The organism is Nocardiopsis sp. ATB16-24 (assembly GCF_030271535.1).
Classification (GTDB): domain Bacteria; phylum Actinomycetota; class Actinomycetes; order Streptosporangiales; family Streptosporangiaceae; genus Nocardiopsis.
On record NZ_JASCXJ010000003.1, the window covers coordinates 293,710 to 309,119 of the forward strand.

The following is a 15,410-nucleotide window of genomic DNA, read 5'->3' on the forward strand; positions in this document are numbered from 1 at the left end:
GGGGCGGACGTGGTGGAGAGGGGAGGCCGGGAGCCGGCTCACCTTCTGCGCTCCCAGGCGCCGGGGGAACGGTGTCGGGGGTCGTAGCGCTCGTCGCCTTCCTGCGACGCCGGAGTGGACGGGGCGGCCCTGCCCGCCGCACGGGAGGGACGGCGCGCACCGGTGTCGTCCACGCCCAACATCAGCAACAGGCTGCACACCATCAGGAAGACGAACAACCCGATCACCAGCGGCAGGAGCAGCTCGGACGCCGCGGCTCCCTCGACCTGCGTGGCGTGCGAGTCCGAGTGCATGGTGACGTCCACGCCGATCATGCCGGTGTAGTGCATGCTGCTGACCGCCACGCCCATGATCAGGGAGGCGGCGAGGGTCGCGGGAATGCCCTTCAGACGCAGGGAGAACCACAGGGCGACCGTCGCGGCCACCACGGCGATCACACCGGCCAGTCCGACGTACAGGGGGTCGTGGTGCATGTCCCCGTGCATGTTGATCGAGGCCATGCCCATGTAGTGCATGGAGACGATGCCGAGTCCCGCGATGGCTCCGCCCAGAAGCAGCGCGCCGCGTGTGCGGCGGTTGATGGTCATGTACAGGGCCACGCCCATGACCGCGATGGCGAGCAGTCCACTGGCCACGGTGAGCGCGGTGTCGTAGCGGATGGAGGCGCCGGAGACCTGGAACCCCAGCATCGCGATGAAGTGCATGGACCACACGGCGGTTCCACCGATGCACACCGCGCTGAGCGTCAGCCATGTCCAGCGCGCGACGCCGAAGGCGTTACGGGCTCGTGCGGTGAACATCAGTCCTACGAAGGCACCGATGACGGAGACCGCGTAAGCGATCGCCGGTGTGAGGAATCCGTAGGCGAAATGGTCGACCACGGTGGCACTCCCTGGGGGATTTCCAAAAGAGAGGGGTGCGGCTCATCTTAGGGAGGACGCCGTCACCTGGGAATACATCGCGTCGGTAACGCTCGGAAGGGGGGTCGGGCTCGGCTTGCCCCCTAAGGGATGCGACGCAGGGTGAGGGGGTGTATGTGGGTGACATCACTGCGCTCACCAGGTGTTCTCCGCCCGAATCCCCGGGGACGTCGGGGCCGACCACCGTGGAACGCGCGGCCGGGGGCGTCTCGTGGGAGACGGGAGGGGCGGGGACGCCCCGAGGGCCCCTCGGGGCGGGCACGCGGGGCCGGGAAGACGATCGCCGGCGGTCGGGAGGCGACGGCCGGGGCCACGTGGGCGTGGAGGGTCGCCGCTTCCCGCGAGGGGACGTCGAACAGGGCGTCGGAGGCCGGGGCCGGTGAGCGGCGCGACGGCTCGGTCGTGGCGGTGACGCGGTGGTGGGCGGCCGACGTGGTCACGTCCGGAGGCAAGGAGCGCCGGGCGGCCGGAGAGGTTCCCGAGCCGCCCGGCGAGGAGCTTCGCGGGAGCGGGTGCGGTGAGGGGGAGGCCGAGGCCTCGCTCACCTCCTGCGCTCCCAGGGGTCGTAGGAGTCGGGGGAGCGGTGCCGGGGGTTGTAGTGCTCGTCGTCGTCCTCCCCTGACTCGGCGGGGGCGGCCCTGTCCTCCTTGGAGGAGACGCGGCGGGCGTCGGTGTCGTCCACGTCCAACATCAGCAGCAGACTGCACACCATCAGGAAGACGAACAGTCCGATGAGCAGGGGCAGGAGCAGTTCGGAGGTCGTGGCGCCCTCCACCGGCGTCGCCTGGAGGCCCGGGATCAGGGTGACGTGCATGCCGATCATGCCGGTGTAGTGCATGCCGGTGACCGCCGCGCCCATGATCAGGGAGGCCAAGAGGATCGCGGGCACACCCCGCAGGCGCAGGGAGAGCCACAGGGCGATCGTCGCGGCGACCACGGCGACCGCTCCGGCCAGTGCGCCGTACAGGGGGTCGTGGTGCAGTTCCCCGTGCATGTTGATCGAGGCCATGCCCGTGTAGTGCGTGGAGACGACGGCGACCCCCGTGATGAGCCCGCCGAGCAGCAGGGAGCCTCCGGTGCGGCGGGTGGTGGTCAGGTACAGCGTCACGCCCATGACCGCGATGGCGAGCAGTCCGCTGGCCACGGCGAGCGTCGTGTCGTAGCGGATGACGGCACCGGAGATCTGGAACCCCAGCATCGCGATGAAGTGCATGGACCACACGGCGGTTCCACCGAGGCATACGGCACCGAGCGTCAACCAGGTCCAGCGTGTGGCACCCGACGCGGTCCGTGTGCGTGCGGCGAACATCAGTCCCACGAAAGAGCCGATCACCGAAACCGTGTAGGCGATCACGGGCGTGAGAAGCCCATAGGAGAAATGGTCGATCAAGGAGGTACTCCTGAGGGGGATTTTAAAAAAGGGGGGTTTCGCCCATCTTAGGGAGATTGTCGCCACTTGATGCGGTATCGGATCGATAACGCCCCGAGGGAACTCAGGCCCGACTCGCCTGGCGTGGGCATGCAACACAGAGTGAGGAGGGATTGTGAGGCAAGTCACAGAACTTTTACGTGGACTCCACCCGCCCCACCAGGGACTTCGGTCCGCCACGTGGTGTCGGGTCCGGTCGGAGGAGGTCCTATGACGGGGAGACGTGTGGAGGGATTCCCCGATGCGTCCCCGTTCAGACCCGCAGGCCCGAGAAGGCGATCCTGGCCAGGGTGTCGGCGATCTCGGGATGGTCCAGGCCGCGGTCGGGCTTGTACCACTCCACCACCGAGTTGACCATGCCGAACAGCAGGCGGGAGGCGACGGCCGGATCCACGTCCGCGCGGATGTCTCCGTCGGAGACGCCCTCGCGCACCAGGTCGGCGATGAGGTGGTCGAACTCCCGGCGCCGTTCCAGGGCGTGCTTCTCCACGTCGGTGTTGCCGCGGACCCGGAGCAGCAGGGTCACGTGGGGCAGTTCCTCCACCAGTACCCGCACACTGCCGCGCAGCACGTACTCCAGCCGGTCGATGGCGGGGCCGGTGGTCGCGCCCTCCTCCCGGGTGACGTCGAACAGGGCGTCCAAGGCCAGGTCCAGTGAGCGGCGCAGCAGTTCGGTCTTGCCGGTGACGTGGTGGTAGATGGCCGACTTGGTCACGCCCAGGGCACGGGCCAGGTCCTCCATGCTCGTGCCGTCGTATCCGCGCTCGTTGAACACGCGCGCGGCCACGCGCAGGACGGAGTCGGCGTCGTGACCGGGGCGGCCGGAGCGCCGCCGCTCCGCCGACCCGCGGCGGGCGGACACTGGTTCGGCTGGGGAACGTCGGGACACGGTTGTCGAATCTACCTGGTGAGTGCGGTCCGCCACGTGAAGGGCCGCGTGGGCCGCCCACGCCGGGCCGCCGCCAGGGTTTCTTAACGAACGGTCGGTGGGGAGGCCATCCTAGTCCGTGCTCCGTGCGCCGGGGCTCCCCACCCACCCGGAAGGCACCGATTCCGAGGGTGTGACGCCCGTGCCGATTCGCCGTTCTCGGGTCTCTCGGCCTGAAAACCCCATGCCATGGCATAAGTGTTCTTCGGGGGCATGGAGTCGTTCGCCTCTCTTTCTCCGACGAATGGTCCCAGGGCCTCTACGCAGGAAGAACGTGGAAAATTATGGAAAAGCCTGCGCTGCGAACCTCCGGTCCCTATTCTCGAGATGTCTGTAAAAGACAGTCCGCCTGATTCGTCGTGGGCCGTGTGAAGACCCGGCTCCATCTTCGTAAAGGACTGCCGTGCGCTTCGACCAGCAGTTGCGGGAGATGCTCGAAACGCCCGGGGTGCGCAGTGTCTGCCTCGTGGACTGGAGGGACGGGCGCACCCTGACCCGTGTCGGTGTCGAAGACCGCGTCGCCGACACGTCGGCGATCCTGCGCGCCATTCACACGGGCCCGCTGTGCGCCACCCAGAGCCTGGAGGAGGTGGTCGTCACCGAGCCCGAGGACCACCTGCTCTTCGCCGTTCTGAAGGGATCGGCCCTGTGCCTGCGGGTGCGCGTGGGCCGTTCCGAGGGCAACCTCGCCCTCGTGCTGCGGCGACTGCGTCACCTGGCGCGCACGGTGCGGGTCCCGCCGCCCTCCGGCGGGAGCGACCGCCCGCACCGGCGTGACGGGGACCGCACCCGCCCCTCCGTCCGGGTCGCGGCACCCGTGGACCGCGGGGTCCTGGAACGGGTCCTCAGCGCCCTGCGCACCCTCTCCGTCGACCGACCCCGGTCGGTGGCCGCATGACCGCCCGCCCGTCCCGCCGTGTCGCCGCGGAACTGCGCCGCTGGATGACCGACAAGACCTCGCGCAGACGTAGCCAAGGAAGAGAGAAGGACATGCCGAACATCGAATCCGGACTCAAGGAAATGATGGAGACCGACGGGGCGATCGGCGCCGCCGTGGTCGACTACAGCAGTGGAATGGCCCTGGGCACCCTCACCGCGACCAACGCGCTCGACCTCACGGTCGCCGCCGCGGGGAACACCGAGGTGGTCCGCGCCAAGATGCGCACCATGGACCAGTTGGGGCTCAACGACGCGATCGAGGACATCCTCATCACCCTCTCCGGCCAGTACCACATCATCCGTCCCCTCAGCAGCCGTAAGGGGCAGGGGCTCTTCCTCTACCTGGCCCTGGACCGGTCGCGGGGCAACCTGGCCCTGGCTCGACACCGCCTCAAGGGCGTCGAGGAGACGTTGGAGGTCTGAGCGGGACCACGCCCGGGGCGGGAGGTCTCCGTCCCCGCCCCGAGCCGTCCCCGGCGCCCGGACCGTTTCCGGTTCCGGGGACGGACCCGATGGGAGAGAATGCCGGTGTCAGCCCCCCGACGCCGCAGGGAGAGCCGGTATGTTCCGGATCGTGATCAGCCGTATCACCGACGACGGACTGCGTGTGACCCCCGAACGCAGGGGCACGGCCATGTCCGTCGACGAGGCCGTGCGCGCCGTCGAGGAGCACCTTCCCGCCGTGGACACCTCCGCCTTCGGCAGCGGGGCCGTGCAGAGCTCGGTCAACCGGGTCAACGACTTCCGTCGTGACGTCTCCACGGCGGACGGTGGCCGCTACCGGGTGGTCATCGCCCCGATGATGTAGACGGCCGCCTCGCGGTGCTCAGTCCGACCCGAAGGCGGAGTCGAAGGAGGACTCCGGCGGGTCGTAGGCGTTGGCCCGGACGAAGTCCACCGCCTCGGCGGCGCCGACGAGTCTGTCCATCCCCGCGTCCTCCCACTCCACCGAGATGGGCCCCTGATAACCGATCGCGTTCAGGGTGCGGAAACAGTCCTCCCAGGGAACGTCCCCGTGACCGGTGGAGACGAAGTCCCAACCCCGTCGAGGATCACCCCAGGGCAGGTGCGAGCCCAGCCGCCCGTTGCGACCGTTGCCCACCCTCTTACGGGTGTCCTTGCAGTCCACGTGGTAGATCCGGTCCCGGAAGTCCCACAGGAAACCGACGGGATCGATGTCCTGCCACACCATGTGACTGGGGTCCCAGTTCAGTCCGAACGCGGGACGGTGGCCCACCGCCTCCAAGGCCTTCTGCGTCGACCAGTAGTCGTAGGCGATCTCGGAGGGATGCACCTCGTGCGCGAAGCGCACCCCCACCTCGTCGAACACGTCCAGGATCGGGTTCCAGCGGTCGGCGAAGTCCCGGTACCCGGCCTCGATGACGTCCTCGCCCACCGGGGGGAACATCGCCACGTACTTCCAGATCGCCGAACCCGTGAAGCCCACCACCGTGGACACGCCCAACCTCGCCGCGGCGCGCGCGGTGGTCTTCATCTCCTCGGCCGCCCGCCGGCGCACGCCCTCGGGGTCCCCGTCGCCCCACACACGCGCGGGCAGGATGTCCCGGTGGCGGTGGTCGATCGGATCGTCGCAGACGGCCTGCCCGAGCAGGTGGTTGGAGATCGCCCACACGCCCAGGCCATGGCGTTCGAGCACGCCGAGCCGATCGCGTACGTACGCGTCGTCCACCGCGGCGCGGGTGACGTCGAGGTGGTCGCCCCAACAGGCGATCTCCAGACCGTCGTAGCCCCAGGAGGAGGCCAAGGAGCACACCTCCTCGAAGGGCAGGTCGGCCCATTGGCCGGTGAAGAGGGTGACTGGTCGAGGCATGTCGGTGCCTTTCGTGCTCGGTGCGTGTGTATCGGGCTCAGTGGTCGTGGCCGCCCCCCGGGCCCCCTTCCGTCCCGGCCCCGTCGTCGGGTTCGGACCGCCCTCGATCGGGGGCCTCGGCCAGGTACAGCTCGAAGGGCCCGTGGCCGGTGTCCACACCGACCATGTCGAGTTGCGCGGCGGCCGACTCCCACGACAGGACGGCCTGGTCGCGCAGGTCCATGGCGATGTGGAGGACGTCCATGCGCAGGTCCTCGTCCTCCACCAGGGCGGCCTGGGCGTAGGTCTCGACCGACATCGACAGCGATCGGACGGAGGAGACCAGACCCGCGTGGGCGAGGTCGTGGGCGTCGGCCCCCTCCGGCGGCTCGCCGAGGTACTCCGCGGCCTCGCGCACCCCGGTCCGCCAGGAGTAGACGACCGAGGGTTCGGCGGGCTCCAGGGAGGGGTGGGAGCCGTCGGTGGGCAGGAACACCTCCATGCCCCCCACCACGGGGGCCAGCTCCTCGTGGGCCATGCGGGCGTGTTCGAGGAGCTCACCGACCCTGTCGGGATCGGGTCGGTAGGCCAGGACCTCCACTCCGGACGGCGTGTCCGCCGTCGTGTGGACACCACCGAGGAAGACGGCGGCGGCGCAGGCCGCGCCCGCCGTCACGAGGGAGATCCCGGTCAGCCACCAGGTGAACGGGGTCGCCTCCACCGGATCGAGGCCCTCGGGGGGACGGGGAGCGGGGGCGGAGGTGGACCGGTGTTGTTCGGACATCGCGACGTCTCCTTCGAGGAGGGAGCCGCCCTACTAAGCAAGCGCTTTCCGGTGAGCGCGACACCAAGCGGGGGGTGATGGACGTGGTCATCCCGGCCATGGGCGTCCGTCGCCGTGGTGCGGCACGTCGACGTACGGACCCGTTCATGGGGTCTCCTCCCGTCGTGTCAGGGGTCGGAGGAAGGCCAGGCCGTCGACGGCGATGGCGTCCTGACTCGCCGCCAACGGTCGCCAGACGGAGGCCGCCGTGGCGATGCTGGCATTCTCCGCTGTGAAGGACTCGATCACCAGGGGCCCTCGGTATCCCGATTCCTCCAACGCGTCGAGGATGCCGACCCAGTCCAGGTGGTCGGCGCCGGGGGCGCCCCGATCGTTGGCGCACACCTGCACGTGCCCGATGCGTCCGGCGGCCCGCCGGATCGCCGCCGCCACGTCACGCTCCTCGATGTTCATGTGGTACACGTCCAGGGCCAGTCCGCAGTGCCCGTCCGGCAGCAGGTCGAGCAGTTCCAGTCCCTGGTCCACCGTGTTGAGCACGCTGGTCTCGTACCGGTTGAGGGGTTCCACCGCCAGGCCGACCCCCGCGGCCGAGGCGTGCTCGACCACGGGGATCAGCGCTTCGGCCAGCTCCGCGACGATCCCCGCCCGCTCTCGCGGGGACATACGCCACGTACGGCCGACCGAGGCGTAGGCCGGGCCGGCGATGACGGAGGAGCCCACCGTCGCCGCCGTGTCCACGACCTTCCTGAGGTAGTCCTGTGTGCGCGTACGGGTGGCCGGGTCGGTGGCGACGAGCTCCCGACCCGACCCCATGACCAGCACCACGCCGGCCGACAGACCCAACCCGTCCAACAGGGCCCGGGCACGCCGGGGGTCCCAGTCGCCGACCTCCTCTACGGGGAGCTCGATCATGTCGAACCCCCACTCGGCCACCCGGGGCGCGATCCGCTCCAGCCCCGCGTCGGTCAGCGGCGACGTCCACACCCACGTGTTGACCCCCAGCGCGTGCATTCTCCTACCTCTCCGTCCAGGCCTCGGGGAAGCCCGGCAGGTCCTCGCCGCCGAACTTGGCGTAGTGCAGGGACGGCATGTCCTCGTTGCGCTGGAGATACTCGTCCAGCCGGTCCTGGCGGACCGGTTCCTGCGGCAGGACCCACTCGGAGGGCACCTCCTCGCCGGCGAGGATCATGCTCGCGGCCAGGACCGGTGTCCGCCACTGGAAGTTGGAGTAGACCGGCGCGATCGCGGTGAGGTCCTCCTCCTGCCACTTGCGCATGAAGCTCAACTCGTCCTCTCCGGAGATCACGGGGTAGGGCCGTCCGGCGTCCTCGAAGGCCTCCAGGGCCGCCACGGCACCGTCCCCGGCGTCCATCCAGATGCCGTCGACCTCGCCGCGTTGCAGGTGCTGGGAGACCAGGTCCTTGATCTTGGCGCCGTCGCCCTCGGTGAACTCGTAACCGAGTACCTCCAGGTCGCTGTCACCGAAGACCTCCTGGGCCGCCGCCCACCGGTGTTCGAGCACGTCGACGCCGGGAAGGATGCGCAGCGCCAGCACCTTCGACCCCGGGTCCAGGTTCTCGACCAGGAACTCGGCCGCGTCCGCGCCGAAGGCGTAACCGCCGATCGGGTGGATGAAGGTGACCATGCAGTCGCTGTTGACGCCGCGGTCGAAGACCACGACCGGGACTCCGCTCTCACAGGCGGTCTCCACGGCCGGGGTCAGGGTGGCGGTGGTGGACGGCGAGATGATGATGACGTCACAGTCCCCCGAGTCCACGAACGCCTGGATGTCGGAGATCTGTTGGTTGTCGTCGTCGGCGGCGTCGGAGACCCGGAAGTCACCGATACGCCCCTCCTCCTGGAGCGCCTCCACCTGCTGTTCCATGGTGATGAAGCCGGTGACGCGCCAGGGGTTGGACACCGAGGCGTTGGAGAAGCACAGGGTCGCGTCCTCGGGGGCGTCATGGGCGAACTCGGCGGTGTCGATCCACTCCGGCTCGATCGCCTGCAACCAGGGCTGGTCCTCCGGCCCCTCCGGGGTGATCTCGCGCTGGGCGAGCTGGGCCTCGTACTCGGCCTGGTCGAACCACTCCCCGTCCGGGGTCGACCCGGCCTCGCCGTTGCCTCCCTCGGGCGAGTCGTCCGGAGTGTCCGTCGTACACGCCGTGAGCATCAGTGTCAGACCGGCCGCGCCGGCGAGAAGCACGCGGGGGACGCGCATGGTTACCTCCTGGAAGAGCCGAGCGTCCGCTCGGTCGGATGGTCCGGTCGCCGTCGCAGGCGCTCCGGCAGTCGAAGGTCGCCTCGGCGGGCGGCGTAGGCCACCGCGGCGATGATGATGAGACCCTGCACCGACGGCTGGATCGTCGAGGGCAGGTAGAGCTGGTTGAACAGGGTGAACAGGGCCTCCACGGTCAGGGCCCCCAGGACGGCGGCGACCACGGTGCCGCGCCCACCGCCCAGCACCACACCGCCGAGCACGACGGCGGTGATGGCGGTGAACTCCAGTCCCTCGCCGACCTGCGCGGTCACCCCGGCGAACCCGCCGATGAGGACGGCGGCGACGGTGGCCAGCAGGGAGGAGCCGATGAAGGCCATGGTGCGCGTCCGCCACACCCGCACCCCCGAGAACGCGGCGGCGACGTCGTTGTCACCCGTCGCGACGAGGGCGCGGCCGAAGGGCGAGCGCATGCAGAGCACCGCCGCCACGGCCACCACCAGCGCGATGACCAGCGCCCACGGGACCTGACCGAAGAAGGGCACGTCCTCGATCCCGCCGCGTCCGGGCACACGGAAGGACTCCGACAGGGCCCCGGTGGGCGCACCGCCGGTCCAGTAGCGCACGGCGCCGAACAGGATCAGCATCGTGCCGAGCGTGGTGATGATCGACTGCACCCGCAGCAGCGTGGTCACCAGACCGTTGACCAGACCCACCACCAGGCCGAAGACCAACATCAGGGCGATCACCGGCAGGGTCATCGACTCCTCGCCGTCGATGAGCCGCGCCGCGATCACCACCTGCGCGCCCACCAGGGAGCCGACCGACAGGTCGAACTCCCCCGAGACGATCACCAGGTACTGGCCGACGGCCAGGATCACCAGCGGCGCCGCCTTCTTGGCGAAGGCCATCAACGGCGGACCCTCGAAGAACGACGGGTTCTGTGTGGCGATGACGACGAAGATCAGTGCCAGCAACAGGGCGGCGGTGGCCGTACCGCCCCGGAACGACGCGGCGAGCGCCGAGCGCGGGGAGAGGGCGGAGGACGTGCCCGTGTTCGGGGTCATCGGCGGCCTCCCAGGGCTCGCGGGGAGGGGTCGGGATCCGCCGGTCCCCCGGGGTCGGGGGACGGACGGGCTTCGGGGGCGGGACCTCGATCCGGTGGGGACGCGCCGCCCGAGGGGAAGCGCACGCGCGTGGCGGCACGGGAGTGCCGGCCTCGGGCGTAGACGGCCACCGCGGCGATGACGATCACACCGCGCAGTACGTCCTTGACGAACGGGTCGATCGCCAGCACGTTGAAGACGGTGTCGAGCGTGGCGAGGATGAACACCCCCGCGATCGTCCCGGCCACCCCGCCACGACCGCCGAGCAGGTAGGTTCCGCCCAGCACCACGGCCGCGATGGCCTCCAGTTCGTAGCCGTTGCCGTAGACCGTGGCGCTGCCGGTGCCGAAACGCGCAGCCAACAGCAGACCCGCCGTCCCGGCCATGACCGAGCACAGCACGTGCGCGGTCACGGTGGGCACCTCCGGGCGTATCCCCGACAGGCGGGCCACCTCGGCGTCACCGCCGACGGCGTAGACGTGGTAGCCCATCCGGGTCCGCCGCAGGAACAGCACCGCCGCCACGGCCACGCCCAGCATGATCAGGGTGGACACGGGCAGTACACCGATCCTGGTGTAGCCGAAGGCCTGGAAGGCGGCCGGGATCTCCCCGGCCGGCCCCTGGAACTCGGTGTCGAGGTACCCCTTGATGATCAGTCCCGCGCCCAGGGTGGCGATGAAGGGATTGACCCCCAACTTGGTGACCACCAGACCGTTGGCCAGACCGATCAGACCCGCCAGGCCCAGGGCCGCGCCCACACCGAGCAGGACGCGGGAGGGGTCTCCCGCCATGGTGGTGGCCGCGACCACGGTGGACAGCGCCGCGACGTAGCCCACCGACAGGTCCAGGGAACGGCACAGGATCACCAGGGTCTGACCGATGGCCAGGAATCCCAGCAGACTGCTGCGGGTGAACAGGTCCACGGTGTTGGCGGTGGTGAACAGGTTGCCGCCCCGCGCGGCCACGAAGGCCGCGCTGAGCGCGAGCAACAGGACCAGGGCCAGATAGACCATCGCGGTGGTGCCGAGGCGGGGGACACGCGCGGGGAGGATCGCGGTGCGTTTCACGGAGCGGCCTCCTCGTGCCGTGCGGAGGGGTCCTCGCCGCCGTCTCCGGTGGGCGGGACGGGATCGGCGGAGGGGGTCGGGGGCGGCGTCGAGGCGCCGGTGCCCTTCATGGCGTCGTCGACCACCTCGTCACCGGAGCCGGGCGGTGTACGGGGATCGTCGACCGCGGGATCGGGGTCGTTCCCGTGGGGCGAGCCCGTGGCCATCGCCATGACGGCCTCCTCACCGGACCCACCGGGAAGTTCACCCGCCACCCGGCCGTCGCGCAGCACGACCAGACGGTCCGACATCCCGATCAGTTCGGGCAGTTCCGAGGAGATGAGCACGATGGCCACGCCCGCCGCGGCCAGTTCGCGCATCAGCCGGTAGACGGCCTGTTTGGCGCCCACGTCGATACCGCGCGTGGGCTCGTCGAGCACCATCACCCCGGGTTCGGCGGCCAGCCACTTGGCCAGCACCACCTTCTGTTGGTTGCCACCGGACAGGTACCGCACGTCCTGGCCGTGACCCGCGCGTGCGACCAACTCCACCGAGGACAGGATCTCGGGTAGCCGCCGTGCCCTGCGGGCCGAACCGAAGGGCCAGACCGCGTCCAGGACCAGACGGCCGTTGGCCGCGATCGACTGGTTCAGGGCCAGCCCCTGTGCCTTGCGGTCCTCGGTCACCAGGACCAGACCGGCGCGCACGGCCTGGCGAGGTGAGCGCGCGTCGATCCGGCGGCCGTCCACGAACACCTCGCCCCGGGTGAAGCGTTCGATCCCGAACAGGGCGTGGGCGACCTCGGTGCGTCCGCTGCCCTGGAGCCCGCCCAGGCCCAGGATCTCTCCCCCGCGCACTTGGAGGTCGATCCCGTCCAGTTGGGCGTTGCCCCCACCGGAGACCGACAGACGGACCCGCCCCACGTGTTCGCCGTGCGGGGTCAGAGGCTCGGGGAAGACCGCCGAGACCGGGCGCCCCACCATCTTGCGGACCAGATCGGTGGGGGTGACGGCGTCGGCGGACACCGTGTCGACCAGGCGGCCGTCCTTGAGGACGGTGATGGTGTGGGCCAGGTCGAAGATCTCCCGCATGCGGTGCGACACGTACAGCACCGCCACACCGCGTGCGAGCAGGCGGCCGATGATCCGGTACAGCGTCTCCACCTCGTGGTCGGCGAGCGCGGCGGTCGGCTCGTCCATGGAGATGATGCGCGCGTCGTGGGAGAGCGCCTTGACGATCTCCACCACCTGCTGTTCGGCCACCGACAGCGACCCCACCCTGGCGCGGGGGTCGATACCACGCAGGTCCAGATCGGAAAGGAGCGCGGCGGTGGCGCGCTCCATGGCGCGGCCGTCCACCCATCCCCGGCGGCGGATCTCCCGGCCCAGGAAGACGTTCTCGGCGACCGTGCGCTCGGGCAGGAGGTTGAACTCCTGGAAGACCGTGGACACGCCCGCGCGCTGGGCCTGAAGCGGGTGCTCGAAGGAGACCGGGGACCCTTCCAGTTCGACGGTCCCCTCGTCCGCGCGATGCACTCCGGCCAGCACCTTCATCAGGGTGGACTTGCCCGCGCCGTTCTCGCCGACCAGCGCGTGCAACCGTCCTGGACGCAGTTCCAGGTCCACCCCGTGCAGGACGCGCACGCCCAGGAAGGACTTGGTGATGCCGCTCATCCGCAGCAGGGGCGGGCCGGTCATCCCTGCTCGACCTCCGCCACGTCCACCCAGCGTCGCTCCCGGTCCGAGAGCAGCACGGCCTCGGCCAGGACGGCGGCGCGCAGGCCGTCCTCGAACACGGGCAGGCCCTCGGGAGGGTGCCCGGCGATGGCGGCGGCGGTGTCGGCCACCAGCGCGTTGAAGCAGTCCTGGTAACCCTGGGGATGCCCGACGGGCACGGTGGCCAGGCGTGCGGCGTCCGCGCTCAGACCGGGATCGTCACGGGTGATGGTGCCGGTGCGGCCTCGGCTGCCGGCCCAGAGGGTCTCGGGGTTCTCCTGGTCGAAGAGCAGCGAACCCTCGGTGCCGGAGACCTCCAGCACCAGCCGGTTCTTACGCCCGGGGGAGACCTGACTGATGACGGCGTTGCCGATCACGCCGCCCACGGTGGAGAACTGTAGGGAGACCAGGTCCTCGGTGGCCACGGCACGGCCGTCGCGGGTGTCGTTGACGCGGGAGGTCCGGGCGCTGACCGCGGTGATGCGGTCGCCGGTGACGAACTCCAGCATGTCGCACCAGTGCGAACCGATGTCACCGAAGGCGCGGGTGGCCCCGCCGCGCACGGGATCGACCCGCCAGTTGTCCTCCTCCGGATAGAGCAGCCAGTCCTGGAGGTAACCGCCGTGGGCGAGGGTGACGCGGCCCAGGGAGCCGGCGGCGACCTGGGCGCGTGCCTCGCGTGCCATGGGATGGAAGCGGTAGACGAAGGGGACGACGGCGACCCGCTCCGCCTCACGTGCGGCTTGGACCAGGCCGCGCGCGGTGTCGGCGTCGGTGGCCAACGGCTTCTCGCACACCACGTGCTTGCCCGCCTCCAACGCGGCCAGACTCAGTGGTGCGTGCAGGTCGTTGGGGGTGCACACGTGGACCACGTCCACGTCGTCACCGCGGACGAGTTCGAGGGCGTCCCCGTGGGCCCGGGCGATGCCGTTGGCGACCCGGAACCGCTCGGCCTTGTCCGGGGAGGAACCCGCGACCCCCACGACCTCGCCGCCCGAGGCCCGGACGGCGTGGGAGTGGACCCGCCCCATGAAGCCGGTGCCGATCACCGCGGCGCGGTAGGGACGCGGGGAGGCCGGTCCGGCGTCCGCCGCCTCACCCGGGTGTATGGCCTTGCTCACTGACATGCGTCGAAGGTACGCCGGACTTATGACGATCGTCAAGCATAAGTTGTCTGAACTGGCCGCATTAGAATGCTGCATGGAAGTCAATAGATCCTGTGCTTCACTGTTCGCATGACGGAAGAAGCGCTGACTCCCACGGAGGGACCCGGCTCGACCGGCGCTCCGACCACCGCACCCGGTGCGGGCACCCTGCTCCGACTCCTGCGTGACGGCAGGCCGCGCACTCGCTCGGAACTGGCCTCGGTCACCGGTCTGGCCCGCTCGACCGTCACCCAACGCGTGGACGCCCTGCTCGCCAGCGGACTCATCGGACCGGCGGGCGAGGCCGCCTCCACCGGGGGAAGGCCGCCCACGACCTTCTCCTTCCGACCCGGCGCACGCGTGGTCCTGGCCGCCGACCTCGGCGCCACCCACGCCCGAATGGCCCTCACCGACATGTCGGGAACCGTACTCGCCGAGGAACGCGCCGACCTGGACATCGCCCTGGGACCCGAACCCGTCCTGGACTGGGTCGTGGACAGGGGCCGCGGCCTGCTGGGGGACGCACGGCGCACGACGGACGAACTGCTCGGCCTGGGCATCGGCCTGCCCGGCCCGGTGCAGCACTCCACCGGACGCGCGGTCAACCCACCGATCATGCCCGGCTGGGACGACTTCGACGTTCCCGGCTACGTCCACGACCGGATCGACGTCCCGGTCATGGTGGACAACGACGTCAACATCATGGCGATCGGGGAACACCACACCGCCTGGCCCTCGGCCAGCCACCTGATGTTCGTCAAGGTCGCCACGGGCATCGGCTGCGGGATCATCAGCGAGGGCCGCGTCTACCGGGGCGCCCAGGGAGCGGCCGGGGACATGGGCCACATCCACGTCCCCAGCGGAGACGACCGCCCCTGCCGCTGTGGGAACACCGGCTGCCTGGAGGCGGTGGCCAGCGGCGCGGCCCTGGCCGCCTCGCTCACCGCGGAGGGGGTACCGGCCGACGGTGCCCGCGACGTGGTGGAGCTGGCCCGCAGTGGATCGGTGCCCGCGTTGCGCGCACTGCGCCAGGCGGGCCGCGACATCGGCGAGGTCCTGGCGGCCTCGGTCAACATGTTCAACCCGTCGGTCATCGTCATCGGCGGAGCACTCGCCCAGGCCGGCGACCACCTGCTCGCCGGAGTGCGCGAGGTCATCTACCAGCGCTCACTGCCGTTGGCCACCGAACACCTGAGCATCGTCTCCTCGGTGGCGGGCGAGAGCGCGGGCGTGGTCGGCGCCGCCGTCATGGTGATCGAGCACTGCCTGAGCCCCGGGCACGCGGACGCGCTGGTCAGCGGGGCCTGAGACGGTCACTCAGAGCCTCGGACCGCTCTCGGGGGTCCCCCGCGGCTCCACGAAGAGCAGTC

The 15,410-nt window shown here is 70.3% G+C and carries 15 protein-coding genes; 4 read left to right on the top strand and 11 right to left on the bottom strand.

Annotation, left to right across the window (positions count from 1 at the left end):
* Nucleotides 1-38: 38 nt before the first annotated feature.
* The 3 genes from PFX91_RS05605 to PFX91_RS05615 all read right to left on the bottom strand — a co-directional run bounded on the left by PFX91_RS05605 (nucleotide 39) and on the right by PFX91_RS05615 (nucleotide 3,238).
* Nucleotides 39-881 carry an MHYT domain-containing protein gene (locus PFX91_RS05605; protein WP_285729913.1) on the bottom strand — a complete coding sequence of 281 codons (843 nt, stop codon included), beginning with the start codon at nucleotides 879-881 and terminating at the stop codon, nucleotides 39-41.
* Nucleotides 882-1,461: 580 nt separating this feature from the next.
* Nucleotides 1,462-2,310, bottom strand: a complete 849-nt coding sequence (locus tag PFX91_RS05610) for an MHYT domain-containing protein (RefSeq protein ID WP_285729915.1) — start codon at nucleotides 2,308-2,310, stop codon at nucleotides 1,462-1,464.
* A gap of 292 nt (nucleotides 2,311-2,602) precedes the next feature.
* Nucleotides 2,603-3,238 (bottom strand): TetR/AcrR family transcriptional regulator, encoded by a 636-nt coding sequence (locus tag PFX91_RS05615; protein WP_502888251.1) that lies wholly within the window; start codon nucleotides 3,236-3,238, stop codon nucleotides 2,603-2,605.
* Nucleotides 3,239-3,680: 442 nt separating this feature from the next.
* Here PFX91_RS05615 and PFX91_RS05620 point away from each other — a divergent pair, with 442 nt between their 5' ends.
* The 3 genes from PFX91_RS05620 (at nucleotide 3,681) to PFX91_RS05630 (ending at nucleotide 5,024) form a co-directional block, all read left to right on the top strand.
* Entirely contained in the window at nucleotides 3,681-4,175 is a 495-nt protein-coding gene (locus PFX91_RS05620) for a hypothetical protein (protein WP_285729916.1), read from the top strand.
* Between the two features lie 92 nt (nucleotides 4,176-4,267).
* Nucleotides 4,268-4,639 (top strand): hypothetical protein, encoded by a 372-nt coding sequence (locus tag PFX91_RS05625; protein ID WP_285730088.1) that lies wholly within the window; start codon nucleotides 4,268-4,270, stop codon nucleotides 4,637-4,639.
* A gap of 139 nt (nucleotides 4,640-4,778) precedes the next feature.
* Entirely contained in the window at nucleotides 4,779-5,024 is a 246-nt protein-coding gene (locus PFX91_RS05630; protein ID WP_285729917.1) for a hypothetical protein, read from the top strand.
* Between the two features lie 18 nt (nucleotides 5,025-5,042).
* On the opposite strand, the gene PFX91_RS05635 is transcribed toward PFX91_RS05630, so the two are convergent.
* From PFX91_RS05635 to PFX91_RS05670, 8 genes are all read right to left on the bottom strand, one after another.
* Nucleotides 5,043-6,047 carry a sugar phosphate isomerase/epimerase family protein gene (locus PFX91_RS05635; RefSeq protein ID WP_285729919.1) on the bottom strand — a complete coding sequence of 335 codons (1,005 nt, stop codon included), beginning with the start codon at nucleotides 6,045-6,047 and terminating at the stop codon, nucleotides 5,043-5,045.
* Between the two features lie 37 nt (nucleotides 6,048-6,084).
* Nucleotides 6,085-6,810, bottom strand: coding sequence for a hypothetical protein (locus PFX91_RS05640; RefSeq protein ID WP_285729921.1), 726 nt, complete (start codon nucleotides 6,808-6,810; stop codon nucleotides 6,085-6,087).
* A gap of 144 nt (nucleotides 6,811-6,954) precedes the next feature.
* Nucleotides 6,955-7,821, bottom strand: coding sequence for a sugar phosphate isomerase/epimerase family protein (locus PFX91_RS05645; RefSeq protein WP_285729923.1), 867 nt, complete (start codon nucleotides 7,819-7,821; stop codon nucleotides 6,955-6,957).
* A gap of 4 nt (nucleotides 7,822-7,825) precedes the next feature.
* Nucleotides 7,826-9,031, bottom strand: coding sequence for a substrate-binding domain-containing protein (locus PFX91_RS05650; protein WP_285729924.1), 1,206 nt, complete (start codon nucleotides 9,029-9,031; stop codon nucleotides 7,826-7,828).
* A gap of 2 nt (nucleotides 9,032-9,033) precedes the next feature.
* Entirely contained in the window at nucleotides 9,034-10,095 is a 1,062-nt protein-coding gene (locus PFX91_RS05655) for an ABC transporter permease (protein WP_285729926.1), read from the bottom strand.
* Nucleotides 10,092-11,147, bottom strand: a complete 1,056-nt coding sequence (locus PFX91_RS05660; protein ID WP_285730091.1) for an ABC transporter permease — start codon at nucleotides 11,145-11,147, stop codon at nucleotides 10,092-10,094. Before PFX91_RS05660 ends, PFX91_RS05655 begins: the two co-directional genes overlap by 4 nt.
* A 50-nt stretch (nucleotides 11,148-11,197) precedes the next feature.
* Nucleotides 11,198-12,877, bottom strand: a complete 1,680-nt coding sequence (locus PFX91_RS05665; protein WP_285729927.1) for a sugar ABC transporter ATP-binding protein — start codon at nucleotides 12,875-12,877, stop codon at nucleotides 11,198-11,200.
* On the bottom strand, nucleotides 12,874-14,022 hold the full coding sequence (locus tag PFX91_RS05670; protein WP_285729929.1) for a Gfo/Idh/MocA family protein: 1,149 nt from the start codon (nucleotides 14,020-14,022) through the stop codon (nucleotides 12,874-12,876). The genes PFX91_RS05665 and PFX91_RS05670 overlap by 4 nt, the downstream gene beginning before the upstream one ends.
* Nucleotides 14,023-14,130: 108 nt before the next feature.
* Here PFX91_RS05670 and PFX91_RS05675 point away from each other — a divergent pair, with 108 nt between their 5' ends.
* Nucleotides 14,131-15,348, top strand: coding sequence for an ROK family transcriptional regulator (locus PFX91_RS05675; protein ID WP_285729930.1), 1,218 nt, complete (start codon nucleotides 14,131-14,133; stop codon nucleotides 15,346-15,348).
* The last annotated feature ends 62 nt before the right edge of the window (nucleotides 15,349-15,410 follow it).

Excerpts from the sequence above, each read along its gene's own strand:
- PFX91_RS05625 (WP_285730088.1), top strand. The coding sequence starts at position 4,268 with ATGCCGAACATCGAATCCGGACTCAAGGAAATGATGGAGACCGACGGG.
- PFX91_RS05630 (WP_285729917.1), top strand. The coding sequence starts at position 4,779 with ATGTTCCGGATCGTGATCAGCCGTATCACCGACGACGGACTGCGTGTG.
- PFX91_RS05635 (WP_285729919.1), bottom strand. The coding sequence starts at position 6,047 with ATGCCTCGACCAGTCACCCTCTTCACCGGCCAATGGGCCGACCTGCCC.
- PFX91_RS05640 (WP_285729921.1), bottom strand. The coding sequence starts at position 6,810 with ATGTCCGAACAACACCGGTCCACCTCCGCCCCCGCTCCCCGTCCCCCC.
- PFX91_RS05645 (WP_285729923.1), bottom strand. The coding sequence starts at position 7,821 with ATGCACGCGCTGGGGGTCAACACGTGGGTGTGGACGTCGCCGCTGACC.
- PFX91_RS05650 (WP_285729924.1), bottom strand. The coding sequence starts at position 9,031 with ATGCGCGTCCCCCGCGTGCTTCTCGCCGGCGCGGCCGGTCTGACACTG.
- PFX91_RS05655 (WP_285729926.1), bottom strand. The coding sequence starts at position 10,095 with ATGACCCCGAACACGGGCACGTCCTCCGCCCTCTCCCCGCGCTCGGCG.
- PFX91_RS05660 (WP_285730091.1), bottom strand. The coding sequence starts at position 11,147 with ATGGTCTATCTGGCCCTGGTCCTGTTGCTCGCGCTCAGCGCGGCCTTC.
- PFX91_RS05665 (WP_285729927.1), bottom strand. The coding sequence starts at position 12,877 with ATGACCGGCCCGCCCCTGCTGCGGATGAGCGGCATCACCAAGTCCTTC.
- PFX91_RS05670 (WP_285729929.1), bottom strand. The coding sequence starts at position 14,022 with ATGTCAGTGAGCAAGGCCATACACCCGGGTGAGGCGGCGGACGCCGGA.
- PFX91_RS05675 (WP_285729930.1), top strand. The coding sequence starts at position 14,131 with ATGACGGAAGAAGCGCTGACTCCCACGGAGGGACCCGGCTCGACCGGC.